This window comes from Halosimplex halophilum (assembly GCF_004698125.1).
Taxonomy (GTDB): domain Archaea; phylum Halobacteriota; class Halobacteria; order Halobacteriales; family Haloarculaceae; genus Halosimplex; species Halosimplex halophilum.
This window is the reverse complement of record NZ_ML214297.1, coordinates 636,748-660,381: the sequence shown is the minus strand read 5'-3', so window position 1 is coordinate 660,381 and position 23,634 is coordinate 636,748. Positions and strand designations below refer to the sequence as shown.

The window sequence follows — 23,634 nt, the reverse complement described above, 5'->3', positions numbered from 1 at the left end:
TCGGCCGTCTCCGTGTCGGCGGCGTCGCCCTCTACGGATTCCGCGTCCGCGGAGACGCCCTCGGCGGGCGGCGCGGCGCCGTCGGGGGGCGGGTCCGCCTCGTCGCCGTCGTCGCGGGGATCTGTCATCGCCTCAGTCGTGGGCCGGGCGCGGTTTAGTGGTATCGGCCCCGTACGCGGACCGCTCCGGCCCGCCGATCCGCAGTTCTCACTCGTGACCGGACACCCGGACCGGTTCGTACGGCTCCTCCAGATACTCGGTGTCGGACTCCGACAGCGAGATGTCCAGCGCCTCGACGGCCTGTTCGAGGTGTTCGATACTCGTCGTGCCGACGATCGGCGCGTCGACGGGCTCCTTGTCCAGCAGCCACGCCAGCCCGATCTGGGCCATCGTCGCGCCGTACTCGTCGGCCAGCTCCGCGACGCGCTCGTTGATCTCCTTCCCGCCCCCCTCGAAGTAGGGATGTTCCCGGGCGTAATCGTCGGTCTCGCCCCGCGTCGTCGCGTCGTACTCCTCGTGCGGCCGGGTGAGATACCCGCGGGCCAGCGGACTCCAGGGGATGACCCCGACGTTCTCCTGCTCGCAGTACGGCAACATCTCCCGCTCCTCCTCCCGGTAGAGGAGGTTGTAGTGGTTCTGCATCGTCTGGAACCGTTCGAGCCCCAGCCGCTCGCTCGTGTGCAGCGCGTCGGCGAACTGGCGGGTCCACATCGACGAGGCGCCGACGTACCGGACCTTCTCGCGGCGGACGGCGTCGTCGAGCGCCCGCAGCGTCTCCTCGACGGGCGTGTCGTAGTCCCAGCGGTGGATCTGGTAGAGGTCGACCGTGTCCATCCCCAGCCGGTCGAGGGAGTTGTCGAGTTCCTGCTCGATGGCCTTCCGCGAGAGTCCGCCCGAGTTCGGGTCGTCGTCGTCCATCTGGAAGAAGCCCTTCGTCGCGACGACGCTCTCCTCGCGGTGGCCCTCCAGCGCCTTCCCGAGGACCCGCTCGGACTCGCCCCGCGAGTACATGTTCGCGGTGTCGAAGAAGTTGATGCCGAGGTCGCGAGCGCGCTCGACCAGTTCGATGCCCTCCTCCTCGTCCAAGACCCACTCGCGCCAGTCCGACGAGCCGAAGCTCATGCACCCGAGACAGATGCGGCTGACCTCGACGCCGGTCGATCCCAGTGTGGTGTACTCCATACGCCAGGGATGGCGCCGCGGCGCAAAAAGGTGGGTTCCCCGGGTGCTGTCGCCGGCTCTCCCGGCGGGTACCCGGCGAGCGGGCGCCGGCAGACGCCCGGAACTGCCGCTGTCGACGGCTCAGAGCCCTTCGGGATCCGTCCGCGCAACGAGCCGGCGGGCGCCGACGAACAGGACGACCGCGGCGACGGCGTAGGCGGCGACGTGGAGCGTCGTCGTCGCCGTCGGGCTGTCGACGGCGAGTTTCGCGACGGTCGTCGCCGGGTGCTCGGGGACGAACGTCAGCAGGCCGAACCCGAAGATCACCAGCACCGAGTACAGTAGCTGTGCCTGCCGGCGTTTCGCTGTCAGGACGCCCAGCGAGAGCCCGAGGGTGACGACCAGCGTCGTCAGCGCGGTCACGACGAGCAGGATCTGGGGAACGTTCGACACGGCGATGCCGTTGAACCCGAGCAGGCCGATCCACAGCGCGGCCTGGGCGGGCGCGATCAGGATCATCGCCAGCGCCTTCCCGTCGACGATGTCGACCAGCGACAGCGGCGCGACCCGCAGCAGTTCCAGCGTGCCGCGCTCGATCTCCTCGGTCAGCGCGTCGACGGCGACGGAGCCGCTGATGAACGGGGGGAGAAACAGGAGCAGCGGGACCAGCACCGTGTAGGTGAACCCGAAGTAGGGGCTGGCGTCCACGTCCTCCGGCAGCGGCACCGGCGAGTTGTCGAGGTGGTCGGCGCGGGCGATCCGCTCGGTGCGCTCGACCGATTCGAGCAGGGTCCGGACCTGGTCGACGATCAGCGTCGTCTCGATGCTCTCCTGTGGGGCGATCACCGCCACGTCGATCCGGTCGCCCGAGTCCGTCGCCAGCAGCGTCGCGTGGACGCTCCCGTCGTGGTAGGCGTCGCGAGCGGCGTCGGGGTTCGGGTAGACGATCGCGCGGACGCCCTCCTGGTCGTTGGCCGCGCGGACGAGCGCGTCGTCGTGCTCGCCGGCCACGCCGACGACCACCTCGCCGGCCGAGACGGACCCGGGGCTGTACAGCGACGTGAGCCCGACGACGAGGAACGACGAGAACGCGGCGACGAACAGCTGGATCAGCAGCGCGAGGACGATCGTCTTCTCGCGGCTGAGCGAGGCGAGGTCGCGCTTCGCGATGGTGAGTCGCGGGTCGGCGAGCAGCGACCGCACCGCGGCGTCGTCGCCGTCGGACGGTTCGCCGTCGCTCGGCGCGTCGACACTCGGCCCGTCGCCGGACTCGGCGGCCGCCGACCCCGGCTGCGGGGCGGGCGCGTCCTCACCGGACAAGGGTACTCACCACCGTCAGGTTGTAGGCGACGTGAACGACGACCGCGACGGCGAGGGCGACCGCGTACGAGCGCGGCCCCCGGCGCGCGCCGAGCGCCGATATCGACGCCGTGACGACGTGCAGCGCCAGCGGCGCCAGCAACAGCGCCCCGACGAGCAACGGGAGCGGGACGCCGGTCGCCACGAGCGCCTGCTCGCCCATCGCGGCCTGGCCGACGGGGAGCGTCTGCAGGTCCGCGAGCCGGACGATCAGCGTGAGCTTCTCCGCGAGGAAGAAGCCCAGGCCGCTGAAGGCGCCGACGACCAGCGCCGTCCGCAGCCGGTCGTCGAACAGCGCGTGGGCGTAGCCGGCGTAGACGTGCAGGCTCTTGGCGAGTTCCTCGACGACCGCGATGCCGACGAGCAGGGCGACGACGATGACCCCGACCGGGATCTCCGCCTGCCAGAGCGGGTACGCGAACGCGACGACGACCAGCTCCGCCACGAGGACGAACGGCAGCAGGACCGCGGTCACGAGCGCGACGCTGCGGCGCCGTTTGATCGGCCCCGCCAGCGCGTCGAGCACCTTGTAGGGGATCGGCCGCTGGGTGAACATGTCCTCCTCGCGGTAGAGCCCCGCACCCAGGCCGAAACAGACCAGCGCCGTCAGCGTCGGCGGCAGCGTCGAGAAGACGAACTGGCCGAGGCCGATGGCCTGGCCCTGCAGGTCCCGGACCACGAGCGTCAGCGGCGAGATGAGCGCGATGGGCGTCACGTCCGTGAAGATCGCCGGGACGAACGCGTAGGAGGTGAGCGTGACGGTGATCGTCACCGTGACGAAGGTCAGCTCCTTGAACGACCGGGCGAACATCGCGCCGAGGAAGGTCGCGGCGAGGAAGAGCAGCGCCAGCGGGACGATGGCGAGCACGGAGACGACCGAGCCGGCCAGCCCGAGTCCGGCCTGGAGCGCGACGGTGATCGCCGCCGCGACGCCGATAGCGGCGGCGAAGTACGGCAGCGTCTTCCCGACGATGATGTCCCCGCGGGAGACGGGCGCGACCAGCAGGAGTTCGCCCCGGCGGTTGATCCGCTCGCTGAGTATCGTCGACCCGTAGGCCTGGATGACGAAGTTCAGCGGGAGGACGAACACGAACGCGAGCACGAGCGACCGGAAGGGGAAGGGGGGCGTGATGTCCGACGGCGCGCCGGTGGAACTCCCGCCGGTCAGCCGCGCGCCGATGCTCGACCCGGCGACGTTCGAGCCCTCGCCCGGCCGCGTGACGCCGCCGGAGCCGTCGCCGCCGTCCCCGCCGTCGCCGGAGTCACCGCCCGCCGACCCGTCGGTCTCGTCGGCGGCGCCGTCCGCGGAGTCACCGCCGGATCCGTCCCCGCCGTCGCCCTCGCCGGCCGAGCCGTCGCCGTCCCCGGCCTCGTCGTTCTCGTCGGTCTGAATCGGGATCGTCTGTGTCTGCGCGGCCGTGACGCGGGAGGATTCGCGGTCGACGTAGGTCAGGTTCACGACGACGGGGAACGCCGCCGACTGGTTGTCCTCGGTGTCCATGATCCCGTCGTTGTACCGCTTGACGGTCGACCGCAACTCGGAGACCGCGGCCCGGCCCTTCGTCGAGTCGGCGTACTCGCGGACCTGGGGGCCGACGACCATGACCTCCTGATAGCCCGCCTCGACGGCCGCCGAACTCGGGTCCTGCACCCGGAAGGTCGGGTCGAGGTAGACGGGGTCGTAGAGGGGGTCCTCCTGGACGACGCCGACCCGGTAGATCCCCTGGTCGAGCGCGACCCCCTGGCTGACGGCGACCGGGGCCATCGCGCCCAGCCCGAGCACCGCCAGCAAGGCGATGGCGGCCGTCCGCCGGTCGACGCCGCCGGCGTTCTTCGTCACCTCCCAGCGGGCGATCCGGGCGACGTTCTCGACGCGCGTGCGCAGCCAGCGGGCGAGTCGGCGACTGCGGGAGGCGTCGCTCTCGGTCCCGGAGTCCCCGCCGACCGGCGGCTGGCCGCTCACGGCCGCGGCCCCGAGGTCCGCTCGGCCTCGGGGTCGGACTCGGCGACGTTGAGGAACACCTCTTCGAGACTGGACTCCTCGGTCCGGATGTCGACGACCTCGCCGCCCGCGGCCTGGGCCGCCTCCCGGGTCTCGTCGACCGCGTCCATGCTCTCGACGACGCGCCGGTAGTGGCCGTTCTCGCGGGCGCTATCCGGCACTTCGACGGTCGTGTAGACGTGGTACTCGGTCCGGCCGTACTCCGCCTGGAGTTCGTCCAGGTCGCCCTTGGCGACGATGCGACCCTCGTTCATGATGGCGACGCGATCGCAGATGCTCTCGACGTGGTAGAGATTGTGCGCGCTGAAGACGATGGTCTTGCCCTGCTCGCCCAGCTCGCGCGTGAAGTCGATGATGTAGTTGGTCGTCAGCGGGTCGAGGCCGCTGCCGGGTTCGTCGTAGATCAGCACGTCGGGGTCGTTGATGAGCGACCGCGCGATGGCGACCTTCCGCTTCATCCCCTTGGACATGTCCCCCAGCGGGCGGTCGCGGTGGTCGAGCTCCAGCCGTTCGAGCGTGTCGTGGATGCGCCGGTCCGCGACGCCCTCCGGCACGTCGTACAGATCCGCGAAGAAGTGCAGGTACGAGACCGGCGTCATCTCCTCGTACAGCGGCGACTCCTCGGGGAGAAAGCCCAGCCGCTGGCGCATCTCCGTCTCGCCAGCGTCGTAGCCAGCGACGGAGACCTCGCCGTCGGTCGGTTCGACGAGGCCCGCCAGCATCTTCAGCGTCGTCGTCTTGCCGGCCCCGTTCGGGCCGATGATGCCGAAGACCTCGCCCTCCTCGACCGTGAACGTGCTCCCCTCAACCGCGACGAAGCCGCCGTACTCCTTGCGCAGGTCGCGGGCCGTGATCATTCGACCGACCCTTGCGGGTGGGGGATTGTATAGGTTCGTCCCCCGTTATCGGATCTGGGGATGGCACGAACGACCAACTGTGGGGCTCTCGGTGCCCGTGACGGACGGTTACGGTGCGGTCGGCGCGCGCTGTCGCGACTCTCGTGTCGCGACAGCACCGCGCGAGGGATTCGCGACTCGTGTGTCGCGAATCGGCTGGGGAGGCTCGTGGCCCCCTGCGGTGCGGTTGCGGTGCCGTGCGGTTGCGGCGCCTGGCGGACTGAACGGGCGAGGCGCGCTCGCGTGCAGTTTAGTCGCCTGAGCGGGCACTATCCGCGCGGGCGGTGCGGAGAGCGCGGATATCCCGCCTCAGCGACCGCGAGCGCGGCGAGGGCTTTCACCGCCTGCTGTCGAGTACGGTCGAGACGACTGCTAGCGAGCGCGTCGAAGGCTTTCACCGCTTGCCGCCGAGCCAAAACGAGTCGATCGCGAGCGATCGGCCCCAGTCACAGACTCCGTCTACTCATCCGGGCGGGGCATCGCTTCGAGCTCACGGATCTCGGGGGTCTTCTCGACGCGCTCGTACTGGCGTCGCCACGCCTCCGCGGGGAACAGGCCGTTGCGGTCGAACAGTTCCCGGGCCGCCTCCGTCACCCGGTAGAACTTGTAGGGGTAGCCCCGGGTCCGCTGGCCGGCGGGGACCGTCAGCTCCTCGACGACGCCCGCCTCCGCGAGGGTCTTCAGGTGGTTGCGGATGGTGTCGGCCTCCAGGCTGGGGTTGGTGTAGTCGAGCTCGTCGACGCTGGGCGCGCCCTTCGGGTGGCCGACCACGTCCGCGACGATGTTCGCCCGCGTCTCGTCGGTGACCCGCTGGAGCGCGAGCCACGGGTCGAACGCGTCGGTCGCCCCGTCAGCCCCGCCGTCGCTCGCCTCGACCGGTTCGGGCCTCATACTCGCCCGTACGACCCCCGCCGGCATAAACACTTGGACGCTGAGCGCGAGTAATTCTCGACTGTTCGTCGAACGATCGCACGACCGTCGCTCCGACTGTCGGAAGACACTTGCCACCCCCGGGAGTCGGGCCGGCATGGTCGACGACGGGAACGCGTCGGGGGACGCGAGCGGCGAGGCGGGAGCGGAGCGGCGAGGGGAGTACGTCGACGGCGTCGACGGCGGGGAACTCGTCGACACGAGCCCGGACTCGCTGACGCTGACGCCGGAGCAACACGAGCGACTCAAGACGCACCTCCACGGGGACCGGCTGAACGAGATCGAGTACAGCGACCGGCGGTACCTCGTCGTGGGACGGGGCGGCGACGGCGGCCCGGGGCGGCGCCGCCGGCGGGCCCGGGACCTGCTGGACGACCGCCGCGACGCGACGGCCTTCATGCTGGAGGACTTCGGGCTCTCGGGCGAGGAGATCGACCTGTGGGCGCCCGCCTTCGAGATCCTCTGCGAGCAGGCGACCCACGTCGTCGGCGTCCTGGAGGACTTCGACGGCGGCCACGTCTGGGAACTGGGGTACCTCTACCACGAGGGGAGCCGCGTCCGCGACGCGCTCTGGCTGCTGAAGCGGACCTACGAGAGCGACGAGCGGCGGCGCGAGCGCTACGACAACGGGATGGCCGCCGCCCACCTCGCGGCGCTCGAACGCGCGGCGGGCGACCGCGTCGTCCGCTGGCGCGACGAGTCGGACCTCCGGCGGGCCGTCGGCGAGATCCCCTGACGGCGATCCCGGGCGCCGCTCTCGCGACACTTCCACCCCGACACCCAAGACCGGGCGGCCCCAACGGGCACACATGGCACTGCCGCGGATCGAGCGAACGCCCGACGGACGGCGGCTGGTCGTGGACCGCGTCGTCGGCGCGGACGCCGGGGCCGCCTGGACGGTCCTGACCGACACCGAGCGGTGGCCCGAGTGGGGCCCGAGCGTCACGGCCGTCCGGTCCCGGGACCGCTACATCGAACCCGGGTCGAGGGGGGAGGTACAGGTCGCCGGCGGCCCGTGGGTCCCCTTCGAGGTCGAGACGTGTGCGGACTACCGCTGGACGTGGCGCGTCGCGAAGATCCCGGCGACCGGTCACGCGGTCACGCCGCTGGGCGACGACCGCTCGCGGGTCGCCTTCGAGATCCCGCTGCTCGCGGGCGGGTACGCCGTCGTCTGCCGCCGGGCGCTCGACCGGATCGCGTCGCTCGCCGAGCGCGACGAGCTATCGAAGCGGTAGGACAGTTCGCGAACAGTGTGACCGGGGTCGTCGTCAGACCGACTTCTCGAGGCGTACGTCGGTCACTTTGTGGATGTCCTCGCCCATGCCCTCGCCGTCGCAGTCGTCGCTGGGGCATCGATAGTGCCAGCCGTCCTCGGTGGCCGTTCGCTCCGCGAACCGCTCGCCGCACTCGTCGCAAAAGAGGTCGCCCTGCGAGCACGTGTCCCGGTGGAGTTCGAGTTCGAGCTCTGTACTGAACGTGCGTTTGCAGTTGCGGCAGACGTGGGTCATGATCGGAAGTTCGGGATCGCTCCATATATCAACACCGGAACGTTCACGTCCGCGGGAACCGCTCGCGCGATGGCGCGAACCGCGGGACGGCGGCCGGTAACCTCGGACAACCGGGGTGATCAACTCTCCAGAACCGGCGCCGTCCGGCGGTCCACACCGGCGGCACGAACTGCGGTCGCGAGCGGGGGAGGGAGGTTACCGGGTGTCGATGTCGTCCTCGTCTTTGAGGATGCGGGTCTCGGCCTCGCCGCTGGAGACCTCGTTGACGAGGTCGTAGAACTCGTTTTGCATCCCGGCGGGGAACTCGACGACGCCGACCCAGGAGCCGTCGGGCTGCCACTCCTCGCGTTCGAGGTCGCCGAACTCGCGGATCTGCGCCTGGCCGCTGCCGGCGTAGTCCGGCGGCAACTGGGCGGCGACCTTCACGGTGTCGAAGCGGATTGGGATCACCGGCCGCAGCGCGTCGAGCGCCTCGTCGACCTGCTGTTCGACGGGCTCCATCGGGTCGACCTTGAAGTCGGCCTCCTCCAGGGCGCTCTCGATGCGGTCGGGCGGGTGGGGCGCGTCGTCCATCTGCGGGTTGACCGCGTTGCGCGTGATGCGGTTGACCAGCTCCTTGTGCTTGCGCTCCTGCATCTCCTTGCGCTGCTCGGCGGTGATCTGGATCTCCCCGCGTTCGACGACCTCGGGGATGATCTCCAGCGGGTCGGTGGTGCCGAACACCTCCTCGAGCGCGTTCTCCGGCGGGCGGTCCCCGCGGGAGGCGTTCTCGAAGACGTCCTCGGCGGCGATCACGTCCTCCAGGTCCCCGTCGAACTCGCCGCGCTTCATGGCGAGGGCGGCGTCGGGTTCGACGAGCACTTCGAAGCGCTCGCCGTGGGACTCCAGACGCGCCGTCACGGCCTCGTCGAGCGATATCATACCCGGAGGTAACACCGTGTGGGTAAAAAGGTGTGTGGGGCCCGACTCCGCGCTGGCGACCCCGCGGCGGCGGGCCGCCCGGCCGAGCCCGGGAACGGGCGCCGACCGCGAACCGTGTTACTCCTCGCTGTCCGCCTCGTCGTCCTCGTCCTCGACGGCAAGCAGGTCGAGCTCGTCGAGGTGCGATTCCTTCTCGGCGTCGCTCATCTCGGTGAACGTCTCGTCGTCGACGCTGATGGTGGCGATGCCGATGCCCTCCGGGGAGAGCTCGCCGTCGTTGACCGACGCGAGCGCCTCCAGGGCGAGGCCGACGCCGCCGTCGAGGTCCATCTCCTCGTCGTAGTTGTCCTCCAGGTACTCCCGGATGTCCCCGCGGTCGGCGCCGACGGCCAGCGCCTTCCACTCGTAGGGCGTCCCCGACGGGTCGGTCTCGTAGAGGCGGGGCTCGCCGTTGGCGATGCCGCCGATGATGAGCGCGACGCCGAACGGGCGCGCGCCGCCGACCTGGGTGTACTGCTGGATGTGGTCGGTGACGGCCTTGGTGAGCGTCTCGACGCCGATGGGCTCGCCGTAGCGCAGCTGGTTGACCTGCGCCTGGCGGCGGGCGAAGTCGATGAGCTGGCGCGCGTCGGCGACGTGGCCCGCGCTGGCGATGCCGATGTGGTCGTCGGCCTTGTGGATCTTCTCGACGCTGGAGCGCTCCATCAGCGGCGAGCGGATGCGCTTGTCCACCGCCAGCACGACCCCGTCAGCTGTTCGGACGCCGATACTCGCCGTGCCGCGCTTGACGGCTTCGCGGGCGTACTCGACCTGGTAGAGCCGACCGTCCGGCGAGAAGATCGTGATCCCTCGGTCGTACGCCTGCTGTTGCGATTGTCCCTGCATATTTATAGATCGAGTTCGGTCGCCCCGACGAACGCGTCGTCGGCCCGCACGTCGATTCGGCCGCCGCGACCGACGGCACGCCGCTCGGCGTTCTCGAAGACGACGTTTCTCTGGTCCGTTGGTTCCGGCGGGCTCCGTATATACTTTTCTTCACAGGCCCGCACCGTGCCGCTAACCCCCCGCACGCGGACGCCCACCTCCGCCCCGTCGACCCCGTCCAGACAGGCCAGCACTGCCCGCGCGCGGTCGACCTCCCCCCGCCGCGCCCGTACGATGGCGTGGCCCGCTCCCGCCTCGAAGCCGAACCGGACCACCGACAGGTCCGCCTCGGCGCTCCCGGCGTCGCCCACGAGGTTCTGCGCCGCGAACCACAGCTCCCGCTGGAACGCCCGCCGACCGATCTCCGCGTCGGGCCACCCCTCCAGCCCGACCGCCAGGTAGCGCCACCGCGGCTGCAGGTGTTTCGGGAGGTGTTTCACGACTCCTCACCCGCCTCCGACGCCCGCTCGGCTTCCGACGGTCCCGTCCCTCTCCGGCCGCCCAGGGGTACCACGCGCTGGGCGACGAGCACGCCCACCTGGTCGTGGACCCGCTCGACCGCCGTCACCGGGTAGTCGGCGTCCGTGAACGCGTCCGCGAGCGCGCCCACCGTCGCCGGGTCGTCGACCTCGGGGCTGTAGAACGGCTCCTCGGGGTCGGGGCCGTCGAAGAACATCACGTCGCCCAGGACGATCCGCCGCGGTCCGAGGTCGGTGATCACCTCGATGGCCTCCCGTTTCTCCCCGTCCGAGAGGTGGTGCATCGCGAAGTTCGTCGTCACCACGTCCACGTCGGCGTCGTCGGGGACGGCGGGCTCGCGGAACCGCCCCTCGCCGAACTCGACGTTGGAGAGCCCGCGGTCGTCGGCCTTCGAGCGGGCCTCGTCGAGCATTCCCTCGCTGATGTCGCGGCCGATCACCCGCTCGGCCTCCTCGGCCAGCGGGAGGGCGATCGCACCCGTTCCGGTCCCCAGGTCGAGGACGGTGTCGCCCGGGCGGGGGTTGGCGTGCTCGACGACCAGCGACGCGCAGGCGCGGTACTCGTCGCTCTTCGAGTCGTCGTACTCGCCGGCCTTCTCGTCGAAGCGGGCGGCGTGCTCGTCGATGGAGCGTTTCATACCACCGCGTTCGCCCCGCGGGGGCAAGAACGCCTCGCTCCCGGCGGGAGGCTACCGGTCGTCGCTATCGGGCGACGCCTCCCCGTCGCCGTCGAGCGGCATCGCCTCGTCGCTGTCGTCGTCCGTGGACACCCGGTAGACACCGGGTTCGACGAACGCGTCGCTCGTCAGCCGGCGGTTGCGGTCGGCGATCCGGCCCCACTCGGCGAGCCCCGCCCGCACCTGCTGGGCGTCGAACCCGAGCACCTCGCCGACCGCGGCGAGTTCGCGGGGCGCCCGGAGCTGCAGGTGACTGCGCGGGTCGGCGCTGACGACGTAGGGGGCGTCGCAGGCCTCGACGATCTCCCGGAGTTTGCGCAGGTCCCGGATCGCCTGGACCCGTCGGCCGCCGTCGGCCCGCAGCACCCGCCGGAAGGAGAACTCGAAGCGGACGCCGTTCTCGGCGGCTGCCTTCGCGAGGACGTGGTTCACGTCGCCGTCGCCGACCATCGGGTGGGCGAGCACGTCGACGGCCGGCTGCTCGACGGCGAAGCGGTTGATCGCGGGCGTCCCGCCGTGGACCGCCACCACCGTCTTCGACCGGCGGTGGTTGCCGACGAATCCGCTCGCCCGCGAGGGGTCCTCGGCCCGGATCTCGACGCCCTCGACCACCTCGACGCCGTACTGGTCGGCGATCTCCTCGGCGTCGAACTCGGCGGGAGCGTCGCCGTGGTTGCGGACGACGACCCCGTCGAAGCCGTACTCGGCGGCGGTCAGCGCGTGGCGGGCGACGGTCGCCTCGCCGTCGGAATGGGCGTGGACGGCCTCGAAGGCCGAGTCGTCCGCCCTTCGATCCGTGTCGCTCATCGCGCGCTCAGAGCGCCTCGAAGACCTCGCGGGCGTTCTCGACGGCCTTGGGCTTTTTGGCGGGGTAGGCCTCGACCTTCGAGCGGAAGGTGATGCCGTCGCCGCGCTCGATTTCGCCGCGGAACGCCGCCTGCTTGTCCAGCGTCAGGTAGAAGGCGCAGTTGTCGTCGACCCGCTCGTCGAGCTCGTCGACGACGGCGTCGAGGTCGCCGAGGTCGCCGAGCGCGTCGAGGACGTGGCGGATCTCGTCGGCGCGCTCGACCCGTGCCGAGAGGACGACGATGCGGTCGCCGTGGTGGCCCTCCGAGACCGCCCGCTCGACCTCGAAGTCCTCCGGGAGGAAGGTCCGCAGCGCCGACTCGACGCGCTCCTCGTCCTCGGTGACGTAGCAGAACGCGCGCAGGTCGACGTAGTGCAGCGGGACGGAGGGCATCGGGCGGCTTACTCCTCGGCGGCTTCGAGGCTGTCCTCGGAGACGCCCGCTTCCTGGCCGTCCTCGAAGGAGACCGTGTAGTTCTCGTCGCCGAACATCGTCTCGACGACCTGCGTGATCGTGCCTTCTTGCCCGTCGTACTCGCTGTGCTCGTCGTGGAGGATGACGCGGTCGTCCTCTTCGAATGCCATGGGCGGCGATACTCGACCGCCCGTCAAAAAGGGATTGATCCGTCCCACGCGAGGGCGCTCGGGGCCCTCGCCGGCGGCCGCGGTCGTCCGCTCGCGGGCTCCCCGTCGCCCCTCGGCACCCTCGATACTCCACCGATACCCCACCGGGGTAGCCCGGGGCAACTGGCCAGGAGGTCGAAAACTTATGCCGGTGACCCGCGAACGTGTGGCCATGACCGAGCGAACGCGCGCAGGCCGGCGGAAGCGTTTGCCGAGCGGACCCCGCCCGCCGACACCGCCGCGATGACGGCCGTCGACAACCTCTGGTACCTCGCCACCGAGGCCCGCCAGGCAGCCGAACAGGTGTACCACCGCTTCGCCGACGAGTACGACGACTTCGTCGAATTCCGGACCACCCGGACGGTCTCCCGGGAGCGCTTCCGGACCGTCGCCGAGCGCATCGAGGCCCAGGGGCTCCCCTACGGCGCGCACACGCTCGCCTACCGCCCCTCGGGCGAACTCCTGCTCGTCAAGCAGGCGGCCATCGACACCTGGGTCCTCCCCGGCGGCGAGGTCGAACCCGACGAGTCCGTCCGCGAGGGCGCCCGCCGGGAGCTCGGCGAGGAGGCGGGAATCGACGTGTCCTACGACGGTCTCGGGGTCCTCGGCGAGGTCCGCTTCCGCGGCGACGGCCACGAGACGTGGGGCGTCCTCCCCATCTTCGAGGGCGAGGCCGAGTCGACCGACCCCGAAGTCGCCGACCCCGACGGCGAGATCACCGACGCTCGCTGGTTCGACGAACTGCCCGAAAACACCCGGGATCGGTCGGTCCTCCGCGAGTGGCGCCAGAAACGGTTCGGCGAGTGAGCGGTCGCCACGTCGGGTCGGTGGCGGCGGGCTGGACCGCCGAGCCGAGAGAGAGTCGCCGCTACTCCGGGCCGAACTGCTCGCCGTCGCGGGCGTCGGCACGCATCCGCCGGACCGTCGCGCGGGCGTTGCTGGCGTCGTAGCCGAACAGCACCGACTCGGCGTACTCCTCGGCGACCTCCGTCGCGTGGACGAGGTCGTCGATGTCGACCTCGACCGCGTAGAGCTCGATCGAGAACGGCGAGTCGAGTTCGTCGACGAACCCCTTCGCGAGGATCTCCAGCCAGTAGGTCGTCGAGTAGGCCATGTCGTACAGCGGGACGACGAACTCGTCGACGTACTCGGCGAGTTCGTCCACGTCGAGTCCCGCGCGGTCGTAGATGTGTCCCGGGTAGGGGTCGGGGTAGAGCGTGAGATACAGGTCGCCGGGGACGCGCTCGCGGGCCTCGGCGACGAACTCGGTGATGACCGACGCCCGCCAGGCGCGCCAGTCGTCGAACTCGCTGGCCGCGAAGGTCTCCTCGCAGCGGTCGCAGTGACAGTACTCCTCGCGGGGGAAACCCACGTCGTCGAGGCGCACGTCCTCGTTCGCCTCGGCTGCGTCTTCGATTATCTCCAGCAGGCCCTCGCGGTAGCGCTCGTGGGTGGGACAGACGTACGCCCAGTCGAAGTACGGGCGCTCGCGGGTCGCCTGTTCGCCCTCGTCGCTGACGGGGACCAGGTCGGGGTTGTCGGCGGCGGCCTTGTTGTCGCCGAAACAGGAGACCATGTTGACGCCGTTGTCGACGGGCTCGGCCGCGCGGCCGGTCACGTCCTTGACCTCGTAGAAGGCGCGGTCGAACTCCGCCCACTCCAGCTCGGGCTCGTTGCGCGTGACGACGCCGTACATACCCGTGGGTCGGGAGCGCGCGGTGTAAGTCGTTCGAAAAGGCGGTCGGAGAGCGATGCCTCGCCGGGGCGGTCGCGCCCTGGTACCCCCTTACTCGCCGAGCGCCGTCTTGTAGGCGACGGCGACTGCGACCAGGGCGACCAGCACGAGCAGTGATTTCTTCGACATCGAACGAACGTTCGTGGCAACCGGTTAAAGTGTTTCTGGTGCGAAACGACCGGGCGCCCGGTCGCCGGGCGCTCGCACCAGGAGCGACCGCTCAGTCGTCGCCGGCCACCTCGTTGTGGGTGTCGGGGTCGGCCGCGGAGATGTCCCGCATCGCGCCCTCCATGTCGCCCTCCCAGACGAACGAGAAGTCCTCCTTGCCGTCGACGGAGGGGCCCTGCGTCCACGGCGCCTCGTACTCCTCGCCGTCGCGGGTGGTGGACATAAAGGAGTAGTCGAACTCGTCGGGCATCTCCTCCTCGGGGAAGGTGTTGGGGATCGGCAGGTGGTCGAAGGGGTCTTCGGGGTCGCCCAGCGAGTGCAGCGCCTTCAGCCACTGGTTCTGGTGCATCGCGTCGCGGGCGACCAGGTACGACAGCATGTCCTTCATCCCCGGGTCGTCGGTCATCTCCCAGAGCCGCGCCGCGAGCAGCCGCCCGGTCGACTCGGCCATGACGTTGGCGTACATGTCCGCCGCGAGGTTGCCGCTCGCGACCACGTAGCTGGCGTTGAACGGGTTGCCGTTCGCGTCGACCGGCATCGCGTTCATCCCCGCCGAGAGGTACTGGCGGGGCATCATGCCGGACATCGCGGCGTTGACCGCGCCGTCGTTTTGCATCTCCTCGCGCAGTTCCGTCGGCGCGCCTTCGAGGTTCTTCGCGACCGCGGTCGCGAGCATCTCGATGTGGCCGATCTCCTCGACGGCCGTCTCCATGAGGAGCTTGCGGTACTCGGCGTGTTCGTCCGGCACGCCGAACGCCTGGAACATGTACTGCAGGCAGACGCGCATCTCGCCCTCGACGCCGCCGATGGCCTCCTGCAGCATCTTCGCGAACGCCGGGTCGGGCTCTTCGACTTCGACCGGGTACTGGAGTTTGTCGTCGTGGTAGAACACTGGAACGCCTCCACCGGCCACTCGGAGGGGCTGTCAATAGGTCGACTCCCGTCGATGGCAAGCAGCCGAGAATCGCCGGTACCCACCGTCTCGTGACGAAAGACGCTCAGGCCACGTCGATCTGCTCGGCGATGGAGTCGCGGACGATGGTGTCGCAGTAGGTACAGCGGATCCCGTCGTCGAGCACGTCGAACCGGGACTGGACGGGCTCGTCCTCGGTGGTGATGCAGTGGCGGTTGGGACAGGAGAGGACGCCGACGACCTCCTCGGGACGCTCGACGCGGTGTTTCTCGACCACGTCGAACTCGCGGACGATGTTGATCGTCGCCGCGGGGGCGATCAGCGAGAGCACGTCCACCTCGTCCTGGCTCAGCTCGCGGCCCTCGACCTTGACGATGTCCTTGCTGCCGAGGCGGTCGCTGGGGACGCGCATGCCGACGCTGACCGTCTCGCCGCTGTCGGCGTCGATGCCGAGGATGGCCAGCACGTTCAGCGCCTGGCCGGCGGTGATGTGGTCGACGACGGTGCCGTTGCGGATCTTCGAGACGCGGAGTTCGCGGTCGCTCATTCGTCACCTCCGAGCAGCAGGTCCAGCAGCGCCATCCTGACGGGGACGCCGTTGTGGGCCTGCTGGAAGTAGTGGGCGTAGTCGGTGTCGTCGATCTCGTGGGCGATCTCGTCGACGCGGGGCAGCGGGTGCATGACCGTCAGGTCGTCGCGGGCCGCCTCCAGCGTCTCTGCGTCGATCTGGTACTCGCCGGCGACCGCGCGGTACTCGCTCTCGTCGGGGAACCGCTCGGCCTGGATCCGGGTGACGTACAGCACGTCGAGTTCCGGCAGGACCGGTTCGAGCTCGGTGTGCTCGCGGATCGACGCGCCCTCCTCGTGGAGGTCGTAGCGGACGCTCCGGGGGAGCTGGAGGCTCTCCGGGCTGATGAAGTGCTGGTCGGCGTCGAAGTTCGTCAGCGCGTGGGCCAGCGAGTGCACGGTGCGACCGTACTTCAGGTCGCCCATGATCCCGACCGTCAGGTCGTCGAAACCCGCCGACTCGCGGATCGTGTAGAGGTCGAGCAGGGTCTGTGTGGGGTGCTGGCCGGCGCCGTCGCCGGCGTTGATCAGCGGCACGTCGACGAACTCGCTGGCCATCTGGGCCGACCCCTCGCTGGGGTGGCGCAACACCAGGGCGTCGGCGTAGCCCTCGACCACCCGGACCGTGTCCGCGAGGCTCTCGCCCTTCTTGACGCTGGAGGACTCGACGGTGCCCATGTCCACCACGTCGCCGCCCAGCCGCTTTATCGCCGCGGTGAAGCTCATCTTCGTCCGCGTGCTCGGCTCGAAGAAACAGAGCCCGAGCAGGGCGTTCTCGTGGCGGTCGGCGAACGACTCGGGGTCGGCGGCCACCTCCGCCGCCCGGTCCAACACCGCCTCGATGTCCGCCCGCGAGAGTTGTTTCGCACTGATAATGTGGTCGTGACGCATCGAGTAGAGTCGGGCCCTCGACTGTCTTGAAACTCCCGACACGGGGTCGGGCGCCTCGGCGGACCCTCCGCCGGGGCCTCGGCGGACGCTCGGATCGGCTCTTGGACCTCCCGGGCCCGCGACGGACCGGTCAGGCGCGCATCGCGGGCGCCCGCTCGTCGGTCTGGTCGGTCTCGTCGACGAACTCCTTGACGATCTTCTCCTCGGCGCGGTGGAGCGTCTCGCTGCAGGTCGACTTGGCGATGTCGGCCTCGTCGGCGAGCTCGGTGAGCGTACACTCCCGCGGCGTGTCGTAGTACCCCTCCTCGACGGCCGTCTGGACGAGCCGGAGCTGTTTCGGCGTCAGCAGCTGCTCGGTCTCCATCTCCTGGCGGACGGCCATGACCTCGAACTCGATGCCGAACTGCCGGAGCTGGTCGCCCAGCGTGGAGAGGCGGTCCCGCGGGGCCGTGACCTCCCACTCGACGCTCCCGTCGACGACCGTAAAGGGCAGTTCCAGCGGCGTCCCGGCGTTGCGCACCGGGAGCAGGAGGACGGGGTTGGAGGTCTCGAACTGCACGAGCCCGGTGTCGGCCGTCCGCTGGAGGAAGTCCGTGTTGGTCACCTCGTCGTACTCGTCCATCGCCAGGACGACCGCCTCGATGTCGTCGGCGGCGATCTCCGCCAGCGCGACCCCGCCGTCCTCCTTCGGGAAGACCGTCAGGATCTCGAACTGTGCGTCCGGATACTCGCGCGACAATTCGCCGATCCACACCGAGTCCGGCACGGTGATCTCCAGAGTGGCCCGCGGCATATCCGATCCTTACGAGCCGCGGGGACTATCAGTGTTCCCGAACATGTTCGGAAACCGGTCGGCGACCCGTCCCTTCGCCCGAACGATGTTCGGGGGTTCGGCCCCGGCGACCGGTGTCCGAGTCGGTCCGGGCCGACAACCGGACTGGACTGCCCGCTCCGGCAACGGTTTGGCCCCTGTCGCGGTACGGGTCGTCATGCGACTCGGCGGCCCGGTCTTCGCGGACCACGACACGCCCGGAGAGTGGATCGACGCGCTGGACGACCTCGGCTACGGGGCGGCCTACTGCCCGGTCGACCCCGACGCGGACCCGGAGACGGTCCGCGCCTATCGCGAGGCCGCCGCGGAGGCGGACGTGGAGATCGCCGAGGTGGGCGCGTGGGGAGTGAACCCCGTCAGCCCCGACCCCGACGAGCGCGAGGACGCGGTCGCGTCCTGCGCACGCCACCTCGAACTGGCCGACGCCGTGGGGGCGAACTGCGCCGTCAACGTCGCCGGCTCCCGCGGGGACTCGTGGGCCGGCCCCCACCCCGAGAACTTCGACGCCGACACCTTCGATCTGGTCGTCGAGTCGGTTCGGGAGATAATCGACGCCGCGGATCCCGATTCGGCCAGCTACACGCTCGAAGCGATGCCGACGACGGTGCCCGATTCCGTCGACAGCTACTGCCGCCTGCTCGACGCGGTCGACCGCGACGCCTTTGCCGTCCACTTCGACCCCGTCAACCTCGTCGCCTCGCCGCGCCGCTACGCCGACACCGCGGGCCTCATCGACGAGTTCGTCGACGAACTGGGCGAGCGGATCCAGTGTGTCCACCTCAAGGACGTGGCGATGGGGGGCGAGCCGCTCGTCCACCTCTCGGAGGTGCCGCCCGGCGAGGGGAACCTCGACTACCGCGCCCTGCTGCGGGCGCTCGACGATCTCGACGACGACCTGCCGGTCATGCTCGAACACCTCGACGGCCCCGAGGCGTACGAACGGGCGGCCGACCACGTCCGGAGCGTGGCCGACGAGGTCGGCGTCTCGGTCTGATCCGGAGTCCGCGACCGGACACCCGGTCGCTCACCGCGTCATCGTCGCCCACTGCTCGCGCGGGACGCGGTGTTCGAGCGACTCCCCGTCCTTCCAGCGCTCGACGTCGTCGAGGACCGCCGCCGTCAGCGGCGGCCGGATCTGCGACCCGCCGACGTGCGGCGTCGCGAGGACGCCGTCGAGGTCCCGGAGCTCGTGGTCGACGGGAAGGGGTTCCTCGTGGTACACGTCTAGCGCCGCCGCGATCCGGCCCGAGCGGAGTTCCGCCAGCATCGCGTCCTCGTCGACGATCTCGGCCCGGGCGGTGTTGACCAGCAGCGCCCCGTCCGGGACCTGTGAGAGTCGCCCGGCGTCGAGCATGCCGACCGTCTCCTCGGTCCGGGCGGCGTGGATCGAGACCACCGACGAGTCCAGCGCGGCGTCGAGGTCCCCGAGCGACGCGAACGGCCACGCCGACAGCGCCTCGGGGTCGACGTACGGGTCGTAGACCGTCACGTCCGGCTCGAACGGCGCGAGGTGGTCGAGCAGTTTCCGCCCGATCGTACCCAGGCCGACCAGTCCGACCTCGGCGCCGTGGAGCGTCCGGATGTCCGCGTCTTCCGGGACCCACTCGCTGTCGGCCACCGCGCGGTCGAGCGCCGGGACCGACCGCAGGTGACCCACCAGCAGCGCGAGCGTGTGTTCGGCGGTGTGGTCTGCCATCACGTCGTTGGCGCTGGCGACGGCGATCCCGGCGTCGTAGACGGCCTCGGCGACGACCGGCGCGACGCTCCCGCCGGTGTGCGCGACGAGCGCGAGGTCGTCGGCCGCCTCGGCGACCTCGGCGGTCACTTTCGGGCTCTCCCAGCCGGTCACGAGCACGTCGACGCCGCCGATCCGGTCGACGAGGTCCGCCTCCGAGAGCGACGCGTCGGGCCACTCGACGGTTCCCAGCGATTCGAGGCGGGCGCGCAGGTCCGGCGGGAAGAACGACTCGCGGAGGTCGCCCGGCGGGAGCGCGACGAGGATGTCCATGCCCCCGATACCCGCGCCGCTGGGGATAAATCCGACCCTTCGGGAGTCGCGGAACGTCCGACCGCCACCCCAGCGACTATGGGCGGACGGCCGGAAGCGCGGCCATGGCCGACCGACCCCTCTCCGAGGAGGACCGCGCCGAACTGCTCGACGCCTTCGAGGGCCTCCGGGTGCCCGACGTGACCGACGGGATGGACTTCCTCGGGTTCCACGACGTGAACCGGCTCGACTCGTCCATCGAGCCGCTCCACCGCGACTTCGAGGAGTTCTCCCACCGCTTCGTCGGCTTCGCCAACACGATCCGGTTCCTCCCCGCCCGGCGGCCCCGGGACCTGCCCGCCCAGTCCGAGCGGGACTTCGAGACGACGACCGAGTGGCGCGACGAGTGGTACGGCGACCTCTCGGGCGAGCCCGACGATATCCGGGAGGGCGACGTGGTCGTCGTCGAATCCCACGAGATGGACGTGGGGATCGTCGGGTCGGCGAACTCCCTGGACTGGGACGGCGAGGGCGCCGTCGGCGTCGTCACCAACGGCGGGCCCCGCGACACCGACGAGATCGTCAAACAGGGGACGCCCGTCTACGCGAAGGACCGCAACAAGACGATCATCCCCGGCCGCGCCGAACTCGACGACACGCACGTCCCCGTCAACGTCGGCGGCGCGCAGATCCGCACCGACGACGTGGTCGTCGCCGACGGCGACGGCGTCGTGGTCGTCCCCCGCGAGCACGCCCGCGCGGTCGCCGACGCCGCCCGCCGCGAGCAGGCCGACGACCAGGAGTACCGCCGTCAGCTCTACGAGAAGGCCGGCCTCGAACCCGATTTTACGCTCGACGGCGAGGACTGACGGGGCCCACGGCGTCTCTCAGTCCTCCGCGGGCTGGAACTCCCGGTCGGCGGCGTCGTTGAGCAGTTCCCAGTACCGCAGCAGCGTCGCGGCGTGACCCTCGTCCGGGCCGGCCCGGCGGGTCGTCGCCTTGTACGCCTCGTGGACGGCCGCGTTGATCGGGAGCGCGGTTCCGTTCTCCCGGGCGGCGTCGCGCGCGTAGCCGATGTCCTTGTGCCAGATCGCGAGCCCGCCGAGCCCCTCGATGTCCTGGGCGAACTCGCGGTTGAGGTAGTGCTCCCACACGTCCATGCCGAAGAAGTCGCGGAGGTGGGCGGGGTCGACCCCGTTGTCCCGCGTGAACTCGACGATCTCCGCGTCGAGTGCGTTCTGTCCGGCATAGCGCATCTGCAGCGCGAGCTTGAGGACCGTGGCCTTCCCGGCCGGGCCGACGTGGAGGTGGTCGTCGCTGAGGGCTTCGACCAGTTCGCGGGCCGACTCGTAGGCGTCGTCGGTCCCGCCGACCATCATGTGCGCGCCGTCGCGGGGCGCCGCGCGGGTGATCGGCGCCTCGACGAACGCGGCGTCGCGCTCCTCGCACCACCGCTCGCACTCGCGAGAGGTGTCCGGGTGGGTCGTCGTCGCGTCGACGACGGTCTGACCCCCCGAGAGCGCGCCGAGGACGCCGTCGTCGCTCTCCATGACCGCCTCGACCTCCAGCGTCCCGGGGAGCGCGAGGACGACGAACTCCGACCGGCGCGTCGCGTCCGCGGGGCTCTCGGCGGGGCTCGCGCCGCGCTCGGTCGCCGCTTCGACCTGTGACTCGTCCACGTCGTATGCGACGGTGTCGTACTCGGTGTCGGCCAGCCGGTCGAGGAACGTCTTCCCGATGTAGCCGACGCCGATGACTCCGACTGTGGGCATGGTCGTCCCGACGGCGACCGGGCGGAAAAACGTTCGAGTCGGCGACGACTCGTCCGGTTCTCCCGTGCCGTGACAGCTACTCGGACCCCTGCGCGTCGAGGGTCGCCACGGCGGCCAGGTTGACGATGTCCTTCACCTCGTCGTCGCGCTGGAGGACGTGGACGGGCTCGGCCATCCCGGCGAGCATCGGGCCGACGGCCTCCGCGCCGCCGAGCCGCTGGAGGAGCTTGTAGACGATATTACCGGCTTCGAGGTTCGGGAGCACGAGCACGTTCGCCGGCTCGTCGATCTCGGCGAACTCGTAGTCGCCGACGAGCAGGTCCTCGACGACGGCGGTGTCGGCCTGCATCTCCCCGTCGACCGGGAAATCCACGGTCGGGTCCTCGCGGAGCCGCTGCGCCGCGTTCCGGGGCTTGCGGGTCCCCTCGTTGTCGACGCTGCCGAAGTCCGAGTACGACAAAAGCGCCGCCCGCGGCTCCACGTCGAACCGCCGTGCGACGCCCGCCGCGTGGCGGGTCACCTCCGCCAGCGTCGCCTCGTCGGGGTCCTGGTTGACCGTCGCGTCGGCGACGAACACGACGCGGTTCTCGAAGGATAGCATGTACACGCCGGCGGCGTGGTCGACGCCGTCCTCGGTGCCGATGACCTGCAGCGGCGGGCGCAGGGCGGAGGGGTAGTGATGGGTCAGCCCGGTCAGCATCGCGTCGGCGTCGCCGCGTTCCACCATCACCGACGCGAAGTAGTCGTCGTCGCGGACGACCTCCGCCGCCTCCTTGCGGGTCATCCCCTTCCGCTGGCGCAGCTCGTAGAGCCGGTCGACGTACTCGTCGTACTCGCCCGCCCCCGGATCGACGACCTCGGGGTCGAAGTCGAGGTTCAGCCCGCCGACCTTCCGCTCGACTGTCGTCCGGTTGCCGATGAGGACGGGCTCGGCGACTCCTTCCTCCTCCATCTGGTGGGCGGCCCTGATGATCTTCTCGTTGGCGCCCTCCGCGAGGGCCACCCGCTGGGGGTCGGTCTTGGCCTTGTTCAGGACGATCCGCATCATCTCGCGGGACTTGCCCAGCCGGGCCTCCAGGCGCTCGACGTAGGTGTCGGGGTCGACCGTCTCGCGGGCGGCGCCCGACTCCATCGCGGCCTCCGCGACGGCCGGTGCGACCTCGAAGAGCACGCGCGTGTCGAGCGGCTTCGGGATGATGTACTCCGGGCCGAACTGCAGCGGCTGGTCGCCGTAGGCGCGCCGGACGGCGTCGGGCACGTCCCGCTTCGCCAGGTCGGCCAGCGCCTCCGCCGCCGCGACCTTCATCGCCTCGTTGATCTCCGTCGCGCGAACGTCGAGCGCGCCGCGGAACAGGAACGGGAACCCGAGCACGTTGTTCACCTGGTTGGGGTAGTCCGAGCGCCCGGTCGCCATGATGACCGTGTCCTCGCGGGCGCTCTTGGCCTCCTCGTAGCCGATCTCCGGCTCGGGGTTGGCCATCGCGAAGATGATCGGGTCCGCGGCCATCGACCGGACCATCTCCGCGTCGACGATCCCGCCCGCCGAGAGCCCGACGAGCATGTCCGCGTCGACCATCGCGTCCCCCAGGTCGCCCTCGGGCACGTCGCTCGCGAACTCGCGGTTGTACTCGTTGAGGTCGCCCGCCTCGGCCCGCTCGGTCGTCAGGATGCCGTCGATGTCGACCATCGTGATGTTCTCCTCCCTGACCCCCAGCGAGACGTAGAACTTCGCCGTCGCGATGGCCGCCGCGCCCGCCCCGGCGAAGGTGACCTCCAGCGTTTCGAGGTCTTTCCCGCTGATCTCCGCGGCGTTGAGCAGCGCGGCGCCGGAGATGATGGCGGTGCCGTGCTGGTCGTCGTGGAACACGGGGATGTCCATCCGCTCGCGCAGCCGCTCCTCGATGACGAAGCATTTGGGCGCCGCGATGTCCTCCAGGTTGATCCCGCCGAAGGTCGACTCCATGCCCGCCACCGCGTCGACGAACTCGTCGGGCTCGGTGTGGTCGACCTCGATGTCGAACACGTCGATGTCCGCGAAGCGCTTGAACAGGACGCCCTTCCCCTCCATGACGGGTTTCGAGGCCTGCGGGCCGATGTCGCCGAGGCCGAGCACGGCCGAGCCGTCGGAGACGACGCCGACCAGGTTGCCCTTCGAGGTGTACTCGTACGCGGCTTCGGGGTCCTCGTCGATGGCCCGGCAGGGACCGGCGACGCCCGGCGAGTACGCCAGGCTGAGGTCGCGCTGGGTGCTCGTCGACTTGGTCGTCCGTATCTCGATCTTGCCGGGCGGGTCCGCCCGGTGGTACTCCAGGGAGTCGTCTTCGAGAGTCATATCCCGAGTACGCGAGCGGGGCGGTAAAGATGTGGGTGTCGCCGTCTCGAAGGTGTATTAGGTCGACACCCTGCTCGACCCGGGGACGGAACCCCGCGGCTCGACCCAGG

Annotated in this window: 26 protein-coding genes; 5 read left to right on the top strand and 21 right to left on the bottom strand. The window is 70.3% G+C overall.

Going from position 1 to position 23,634, the window contains the following annotated elements:
* Window positions 1-207: 207 nt before the first annotated feature.
* The 5 genes from E3328_RS03380 to E3328_RS03360 all read right to left on the bottom strand — a co-directional run bounded on the left by E3328_RS03380 (window position 208) and on the right by E3328_RS03360 (window position 6,309).
* The gene (locus tag E3328_RS03380; RefSeq protein ID WP_135363212.1) at window positions 208-1,182 is read right to left on the bottom strand and encodes an aldo/keto reductase; all 975 of its coding nucleotides are present in this window, start codon (window positions 1,180-1,182) and stop codon (window positions 208-210) included.
* A gap of 120 nt (window positions 1,183-1,302) precedes the next feature.
* Entirely contained in the window at window positions 1,303-2,364 is a 1,062-nt protein-coding gene (locus tag E3328_RS03375; protein ID WP_167837371.1) for an ABC transporter permease, read from the bottom strand.
* Between the two features lie 106 nt (window positions 2,365-2,470).
* Window positions 2,471-4,483, bottom strand: a complete 2,013-nt coding sequence (locus E3328_RS03370) for an ABC transporter permease subunit (protein ID WP_135363210.1) — start codon at window positions 4,481-4,483, stop codon at window positions 2,471-2,473.
* A complete protein-coding gene (locus E3328_RS03365; protein ID WP_135363209.1) occupies window positions 4,480-5,379 on the bottom strand; it encodes an ABC transporter ATP-binding protein in 900 nt (299 codons plus the stop codon). The genes E3328_RS03370 and E3328_RS03365 overlap by 4 nt, the downstream gene beginning before the upstream one ends.
* A gap of 498 nt (window positions 5,380-5,877) precedes the next feature.
* Entirely contained in the window at window positions 5,878-6,309 is a 432-nt protein-coding gene (locus E3328_RS03360) for a helix-turn-helix domain-containing protein (protein ID WP_135363208.1), read from the bottom strand.
* 136 nt (window positions 6,310-6,445) lie between these two features.
* On the opposite strand from E3328_RS03360, the gene E3328_RS03355 reads away from it, so the two are divergent.
* Together E3328_RS03355 and E3328_RS03350 are read left to right on the top strand one after the other, a co-directional pair.
* A complete protein-coding gene (locus E3328_RS03355; protein WP_135363207.1) occupies window positions 6,446-7,084 on the top strand; it encodes a DUF8170 family protein in 639 nt (212 codons plus the stop codon).
* A 73-nt stretch (window positions 7,085-7,157) separates the two neighbouring features.
* On the top strand, window positions 7,158-7,583 hold the full coding sequence (locus E3328_RS03350; RefSeq protein WP_135363206.1) for an SRPBCC family protein: 426 nt from the start codon (window positions 7,158-7,160) through the stop codon (window positions 7,581-7,583).
* A 33-nt stretch (window positions 7,584-7,616) separates the two neighbouring features.
* Here E3328_RS03350 and E3328_RS03345 read toward each other — a convergent pair whose 3' ends face one another.
* The 8 genes from E3328_RS03345 to E3328_RS03310 form a co-directional block, all read right to left on the bottom strand.
* Window positions 7,617-7,856 carry an HVO_2901 family zinc finger protein gene (locus E3328_RS03345; RefSeq protein WP_135363205.1) on the bottom strand — a complete coding sequence of 80 codons (240 nt, stop codon included), beginning with the start codon at window positions 7,854-7,856 and terminating at the stop codon, window positions 7,617-7,619.
* A gap of 195 nt (window positions 7,857-8,051) precedes the next feature.
* Window positions 8,052-8,777 (bottom strand): ribosome assembly factor SBDS, encoded by a 726-nt coding sequence (locus tag E3328_RS03340; RefSeq protein ID WP_135363204.1) that lies wholly within the window; start codon window positions 8,775-8,777, stop codon window positions 8,052-8,054.
* 117 nt (window positions 8,778-8,894) lie between these two features.
* Window positions 8,895-9,662 (bottom strand): archaeal proteasome endopeptidase complex subunit alpha, encoded by a 768-nt coding sequence (gene psmA, locus E3328_RS03335; RefSeq protein ID WP_135363203.1) that lies wholly within the window; start codon window positions 9,660-9,662, stop codon window positions 8,895-8,897.
* Between the two features lie 2 nt (window positions 9,663-9,664).
* Window positions 9,665-10,141, bottom strand: coding sequence for an Rpp14/Pop5 family protein (locus E3328_RS03330; protein ID WP_135363202.1), 477 nt, complete (start codon window positions 10,139-10,141; stop codon window positions 9,665-9,667).
* The gene (locus E3328_RS03325; RefSeq protein WP_135363201.1) at window positions 10,138-10,818 is read right to left on the bottom strand and encodes a methyltransferase domain-containing protein; all 681 of its coding nucleotides are present in this window, start codon (window positions 10,816-10,818) and stop codon (window positions 10,138-10,140) included. The genes E3328_RS03330 and E3328_RS03325 overlap by 4 nt, the downstream gene beginning before the upstream one ends.
* Window positions 10,819-10,869: 51 nt before the next feature.
* Window positions 10,870-11,664 carry an RNase P subunit p30 family protein gene (locus E3328_RS03320; protein WP_135363200.1) on the bottom strand — a complete coding sequence of 265 codons (795 nt, stop codon included), beginning with the start codon at window positions 11,662-11,664 and terminating at the stop codon, window positions 10,870-10,872.
* A gap of 7 nt (window positions 11,665-11,671) precedes the next feature.
* On the bottom strand, window positions 11,672-12,097 hold the full coding sequence (locus tag E3328_RS03315) for an RNA-binding protein (protein ID WP_135363199.1): 426 nt from the start codon (window positions 12,095-12,097) through the stop codon (window positions 11,672-11,674).
* 8 nt (window positions 12,098-12,105) lie between these two features.
* On the bottom strand, window positions 12,106-12,288 hold the full coding sequence (locus tag E3328_RS03310) for a DUF1918 domain-containing protein (RefSeq protein ID WP_135363198.1): 183 nt from the start codon (window positions 12,286-12,288) through the stop codon (window positions 12,106-12,108).
* 282 nt (window positions 12,289-12,570) lie between these two features.
* Between E3328_RS03310 and E3328_RS03305 the strand changes: the two genes are divergently transcribed.
* Window positions 12,571-13,134, top strand: coding sequence for an NUDIX hydrolase (locus E3328_RS03305; protein WP_135363197.1), 564 nt, complete (start codon window positions 12,571-12,573; stop codon window positions 13,132-13,134).
* Window positions 13,135-13,195: 61 nt separating this feature from the next.
* Here the strand turns inward: E3328_RS03305 and E3328_RS03300 are convergent, their stop codons facing one another.
* The 5 genes from E3328_RS03300 to E3328_RS03280 all read right to left on the bottom strand — a co-directional run bounded on the left by E3328_RS03300 (window position 13,196) and on the right by E3328_RS03280 (window position 17,394).
* Window positions 13,196-14,023 carry an alpha-amylase family protein gene (locus E3328_RS03300; protein WP_135363196.1) on the bottom strand — a complete coding sequence of 276 codons (828 nt, stop codon included), beginning with the start codon at window positions 14,021-14,023 and terminating at the stop codon, window positions 13,196-13,198.
* A gap of 259 nt (window positions 14,024-14,282) precedes the next feature.
* Entirely contained in the window at window positions 14,283-15,122 is an 840-nt protein-coding gene (locus tag E3328_RS03295; protein ID WP_135363195.1) for a manganese catalase family protein, read from the bottom strand.
* A gap of 106 nt (window positions 15,123-15,228) precedes the next feature.
* Window positions 15,229-15,690 (bottom strand): aspartate carbamoyltransferase regulatory subunit, encoded by a 462-nt coding sequence (pyrI, locus tag E3328_RS03290; RefSeq protein ID WP_135363194.1) that lies wholly within the window; start codon window positions 15,688-15,690, stop codon window positions 15,229-15,231.
* Window positions 15,687-16,601, bottom strand: a complete 915-nt coding sequence (gene pyrB / locus E3328_RS03285; RefSeq protein ID WP_135363193.1) for an aspartate carbamoyltransferase — start codon at window positions 16,599-16,601, stop codon at window positions 15,687-15,689. Before pyrB ends, pyrI begins: the two co-directional genes overlap by 4 nt.
* A 130-nt stretch (window positions 16,602-16,731) precedes the next feature.
* Window positions 16,732-17,394 carry a helix-turn-helix domain-containing protein gene (locus E3328_RS03280; RefSeq protein WP_135363192.1) on the bottom strand — a complete coding sequence of 221 codons (663 nt, stop codon included), beginning with the start codon at window positions 17,392-17,394 and terminating at the stop codon, window positions 16,732-16,734.
* 196 nt (window positions 17,395-17,590) lie between these two features.
* Between E3328_RS03280 and E3328_RS03275 the strand changes: the two genes are divergently transcribed.
* Complete coding sequence (locus tag E3328_RS03275; RefSeq protein WP_135363191.1) at window positions 17,591-18,427, top strand: sugar phosphate isomerase/epimerase family protein; 837 nt, start codon at window positions 17,591-17,593, stop codon at window positions 18,425-18,427.
* 30 nt (window positions 18,428-18,457) lie between these two features.
* Here E3328_RS03275 and E3328_RS03270 read toward each other — a convergent pair whose 3' ends face one another.
* The gene (locus E3328_RS03270; protein ID WP_135363190.1) at window positions 18,458-19,441 is read right to left on the bottom strand and encodes a hydroxyacid dehydrogenase; all 984 of its coding nucleotides are present in this window, start codon (window positions 19,439-19,441) and stop codon (window positions 18,458-18,460) included.
* 104 nt (window positions 19,442-19,545) lie between these two features.
* On the opposite strand from E3328_RS03270, the gene E3328_RS03265 reads away from it, so the two are divergent.
* Complete coding sequence (locus E3328_RS03265) at window positions 19,546-20,289, top strand: RraA family protein (RefSeq protein WP_135363189.1); 744 nt, start codon at window positions 19,546-19,548, stop codon at window positions 20,287-20,289.
* An 18-nt stretch (window positions 20,290-20,307) separates the two neighbouring features.
* Here E3328_RS03265 and E3328_RS03260 read toward each other — a convergent pair whose 3' ends face one another.
* Both E3328_RS03260 and E3328_RS03255 read right to left on the bottom strand, forming a co-directional pair.
* Complete coding sequence (locus tag E3328_RS03260) at window positions 20,308-21,192, bottom strand: NAD(P)-dependent oxidoreductase (RefSeq protein WP_135363188.1); 885 nt, start codon at window positions 21,190-21,192, stop codon at window positions 20,308-20,310.
* A gap of 76 nt (window positions 21,193-21,268) precedes the next feature.
* Window positions 21,269-23,524, bottom strand: a complete 2,256-nt coding sequence (locus E3328_RS03255; protein WP_135363187.1) for an NADP-dependent malic enzyme — start codon at window positions 23,522-23,524, stop codon at window positions 21,269-21,271.
* Window positions 23,525-23,634: the final 110 nt, after the last annotated feature.

What these genes read in the sequence shown, in the direction of transcription:
- E3328_RS03265 (WP_135363189.1), top strand. Translation starts at nt 19,546, where the DNA reads ATGGCCGACCGACCCCTCTCCGAGGAGGACCGCGCCGAACTGCTCGAC.
- E3328_RS03380 (WP_135363212.1), bottom strand. Translation starts at nt 1,182, where the DNA reads ATGGAGTACACCACACTGGGATCGACCGGCGTCGAGGTCAGCCGCATC.
- E3328_RS03345 (WP_135363205.1), bottom strand. Translation starts at nt 7,856, where the DNA reads ATGACCCACGTCTGCCGCAACTGCAAACGCACGTTCAGTACAGAGCTC.
- E3328_RS03355 (WP_135363207.1), top strand. Translation starts at nt 6,446, where the DNA reads ATGGTCGACGACGGGAACGCGTCGGGGGACGCGAGCGGCGAGGCGGGA.
- pyrB (WP_135363193.1), bottom strand. Translation starts at nt 16,601, where the DNA reads ATGCGTCACGACCACATTATCAGTGCGAAACAACTCTCGCGGGCGGAC.
- E3328_RS03310 (WP_135363198.1), bottom strand. Translation starts at nt 12,288, where the DNA reads ATGGCATTCGAAGAGGACGACCGCGTCATCCTCCACGACGAGCACAGC.
- E3328_RS03325 (WP_135363201.1), bottom strand. Translation starts at nt 10,818, where the DNA reads ATGAAACGCTCCATCGACGAGCACGCCGCCCGCTTCGACGAGAAGGCC.
- E3328_RS03320 (WP_135363200.1), bottom strand. Translation starts at nt 11,664, where the DNA reads ATGAGCGACACGGATCGAAGGGCGGACGACTCGGCCTTCGAGGCCGTC.
- E3328_RS03300 (WP_135363196.1), bottom strand. Translation starts at nt 14,023, where the DNA reads ATGTACGGCGTCGTCACGCGCAACGAGCCCGAGCTGGAGTGGGCGGAG.
- E3328_RS03365 (WP_135363209.1), bottom strand. Translation starts at nt 5,379, where the DNA reads ATGATCACGGCCCGCGACCTGCGCAAGGAGTACGGCGGCTTCGTCGCG.
- E3328_RS03305 (WP_135363197.1), top strand. Translation starts at nt 12,571, where the DNA reads ATGACGGCCGTCGACAACCTCTGGTACCTCGCCACCGAGGCCCGCCAG.
- E3328_RS03270 (WP_135363190.1), bottom strand. Translation starts at nt 19,441, where the DNA reads ATGGACATCCTCGTCGCGCTCCCGCCGGGCGACCTCCGCGAGTCGTTC.
- E3328_RS03275 (WP_135363191.1), top strand. Translation starts at nt 17,591, where the DNA reads ATGCGACTCGGCGGCCCGGTCTTCGCGGACCACGACACGCCCGGAGAG.
- pyrI (WP_135363194.1), bottom strand. Translation starts at nt 15,690, where the DNA reads ATGAGCGACCGCGAACTCCGCGTCTCGAAGATCCGCAACGGCACCGTC.
- psmA (WP_135363203.1), bottom strand. Translation starts at nt 9,662, where the DNA reads ATGCAGGGACAATCGCAACAGCAGGCGTACGACCGAGGGATCACGATC.
- E3328_RS03350 (WP_135363206.1), top strand. Translation starts at nt 7,158, where the DNA reads ATGGCACTGCCGCGGATCGAGCGAACGCCCGACGGACGGCGGCTGGTC.
- E3328_RS03280 (WP_135363192.1), bottom strand. Translation starts at nt 17,394, where the DNA reads ATGCCGCGGGCCACTCTGGAGATCACCGTGCCGGACTCGGTGTGGATC.
- E3328_RS03255 (WP_135363187.1), bottom strand. Translation starts at nt 23,524, where the DNA reads ATGACTCTCGAAGACGACTCCCTGGAGTACCACCGGGCGGACCCGCCC.
- E3328_RS03260 (WP_135363188.1), bottom strand. Translation starts at nt 21,192, where the DNA reads ATGCCCACAGTCGGAGTCATCGGCGTCGGCTACATCGGGAAGACGTTC.
- E3328_RS03340 (WP_135363204.1), bottom strand. Translation starts at nt 8,777, where the DNA reads ATGATATCGCTCGACGAGGCCGTGACGGCGCGTCTGGAGTCCCACGGC.
- E3328_RS03360 (WP_135363208.1), bottom strand. Translation starts at nt 6,309, where the DNA reads ATGAGGCCCGAACCGGTCGAGGCGAGCGACGGCGGGGCTGACGGGGCG.
- E3328_RS03315 (WP_135363199.1), bottom strand. Translation starts at nt 12,097, where the DNA reads ATGCCCTCCGTCCCGCTGCACTACGTCGACCTGCGCGCGTTCTGCTAC.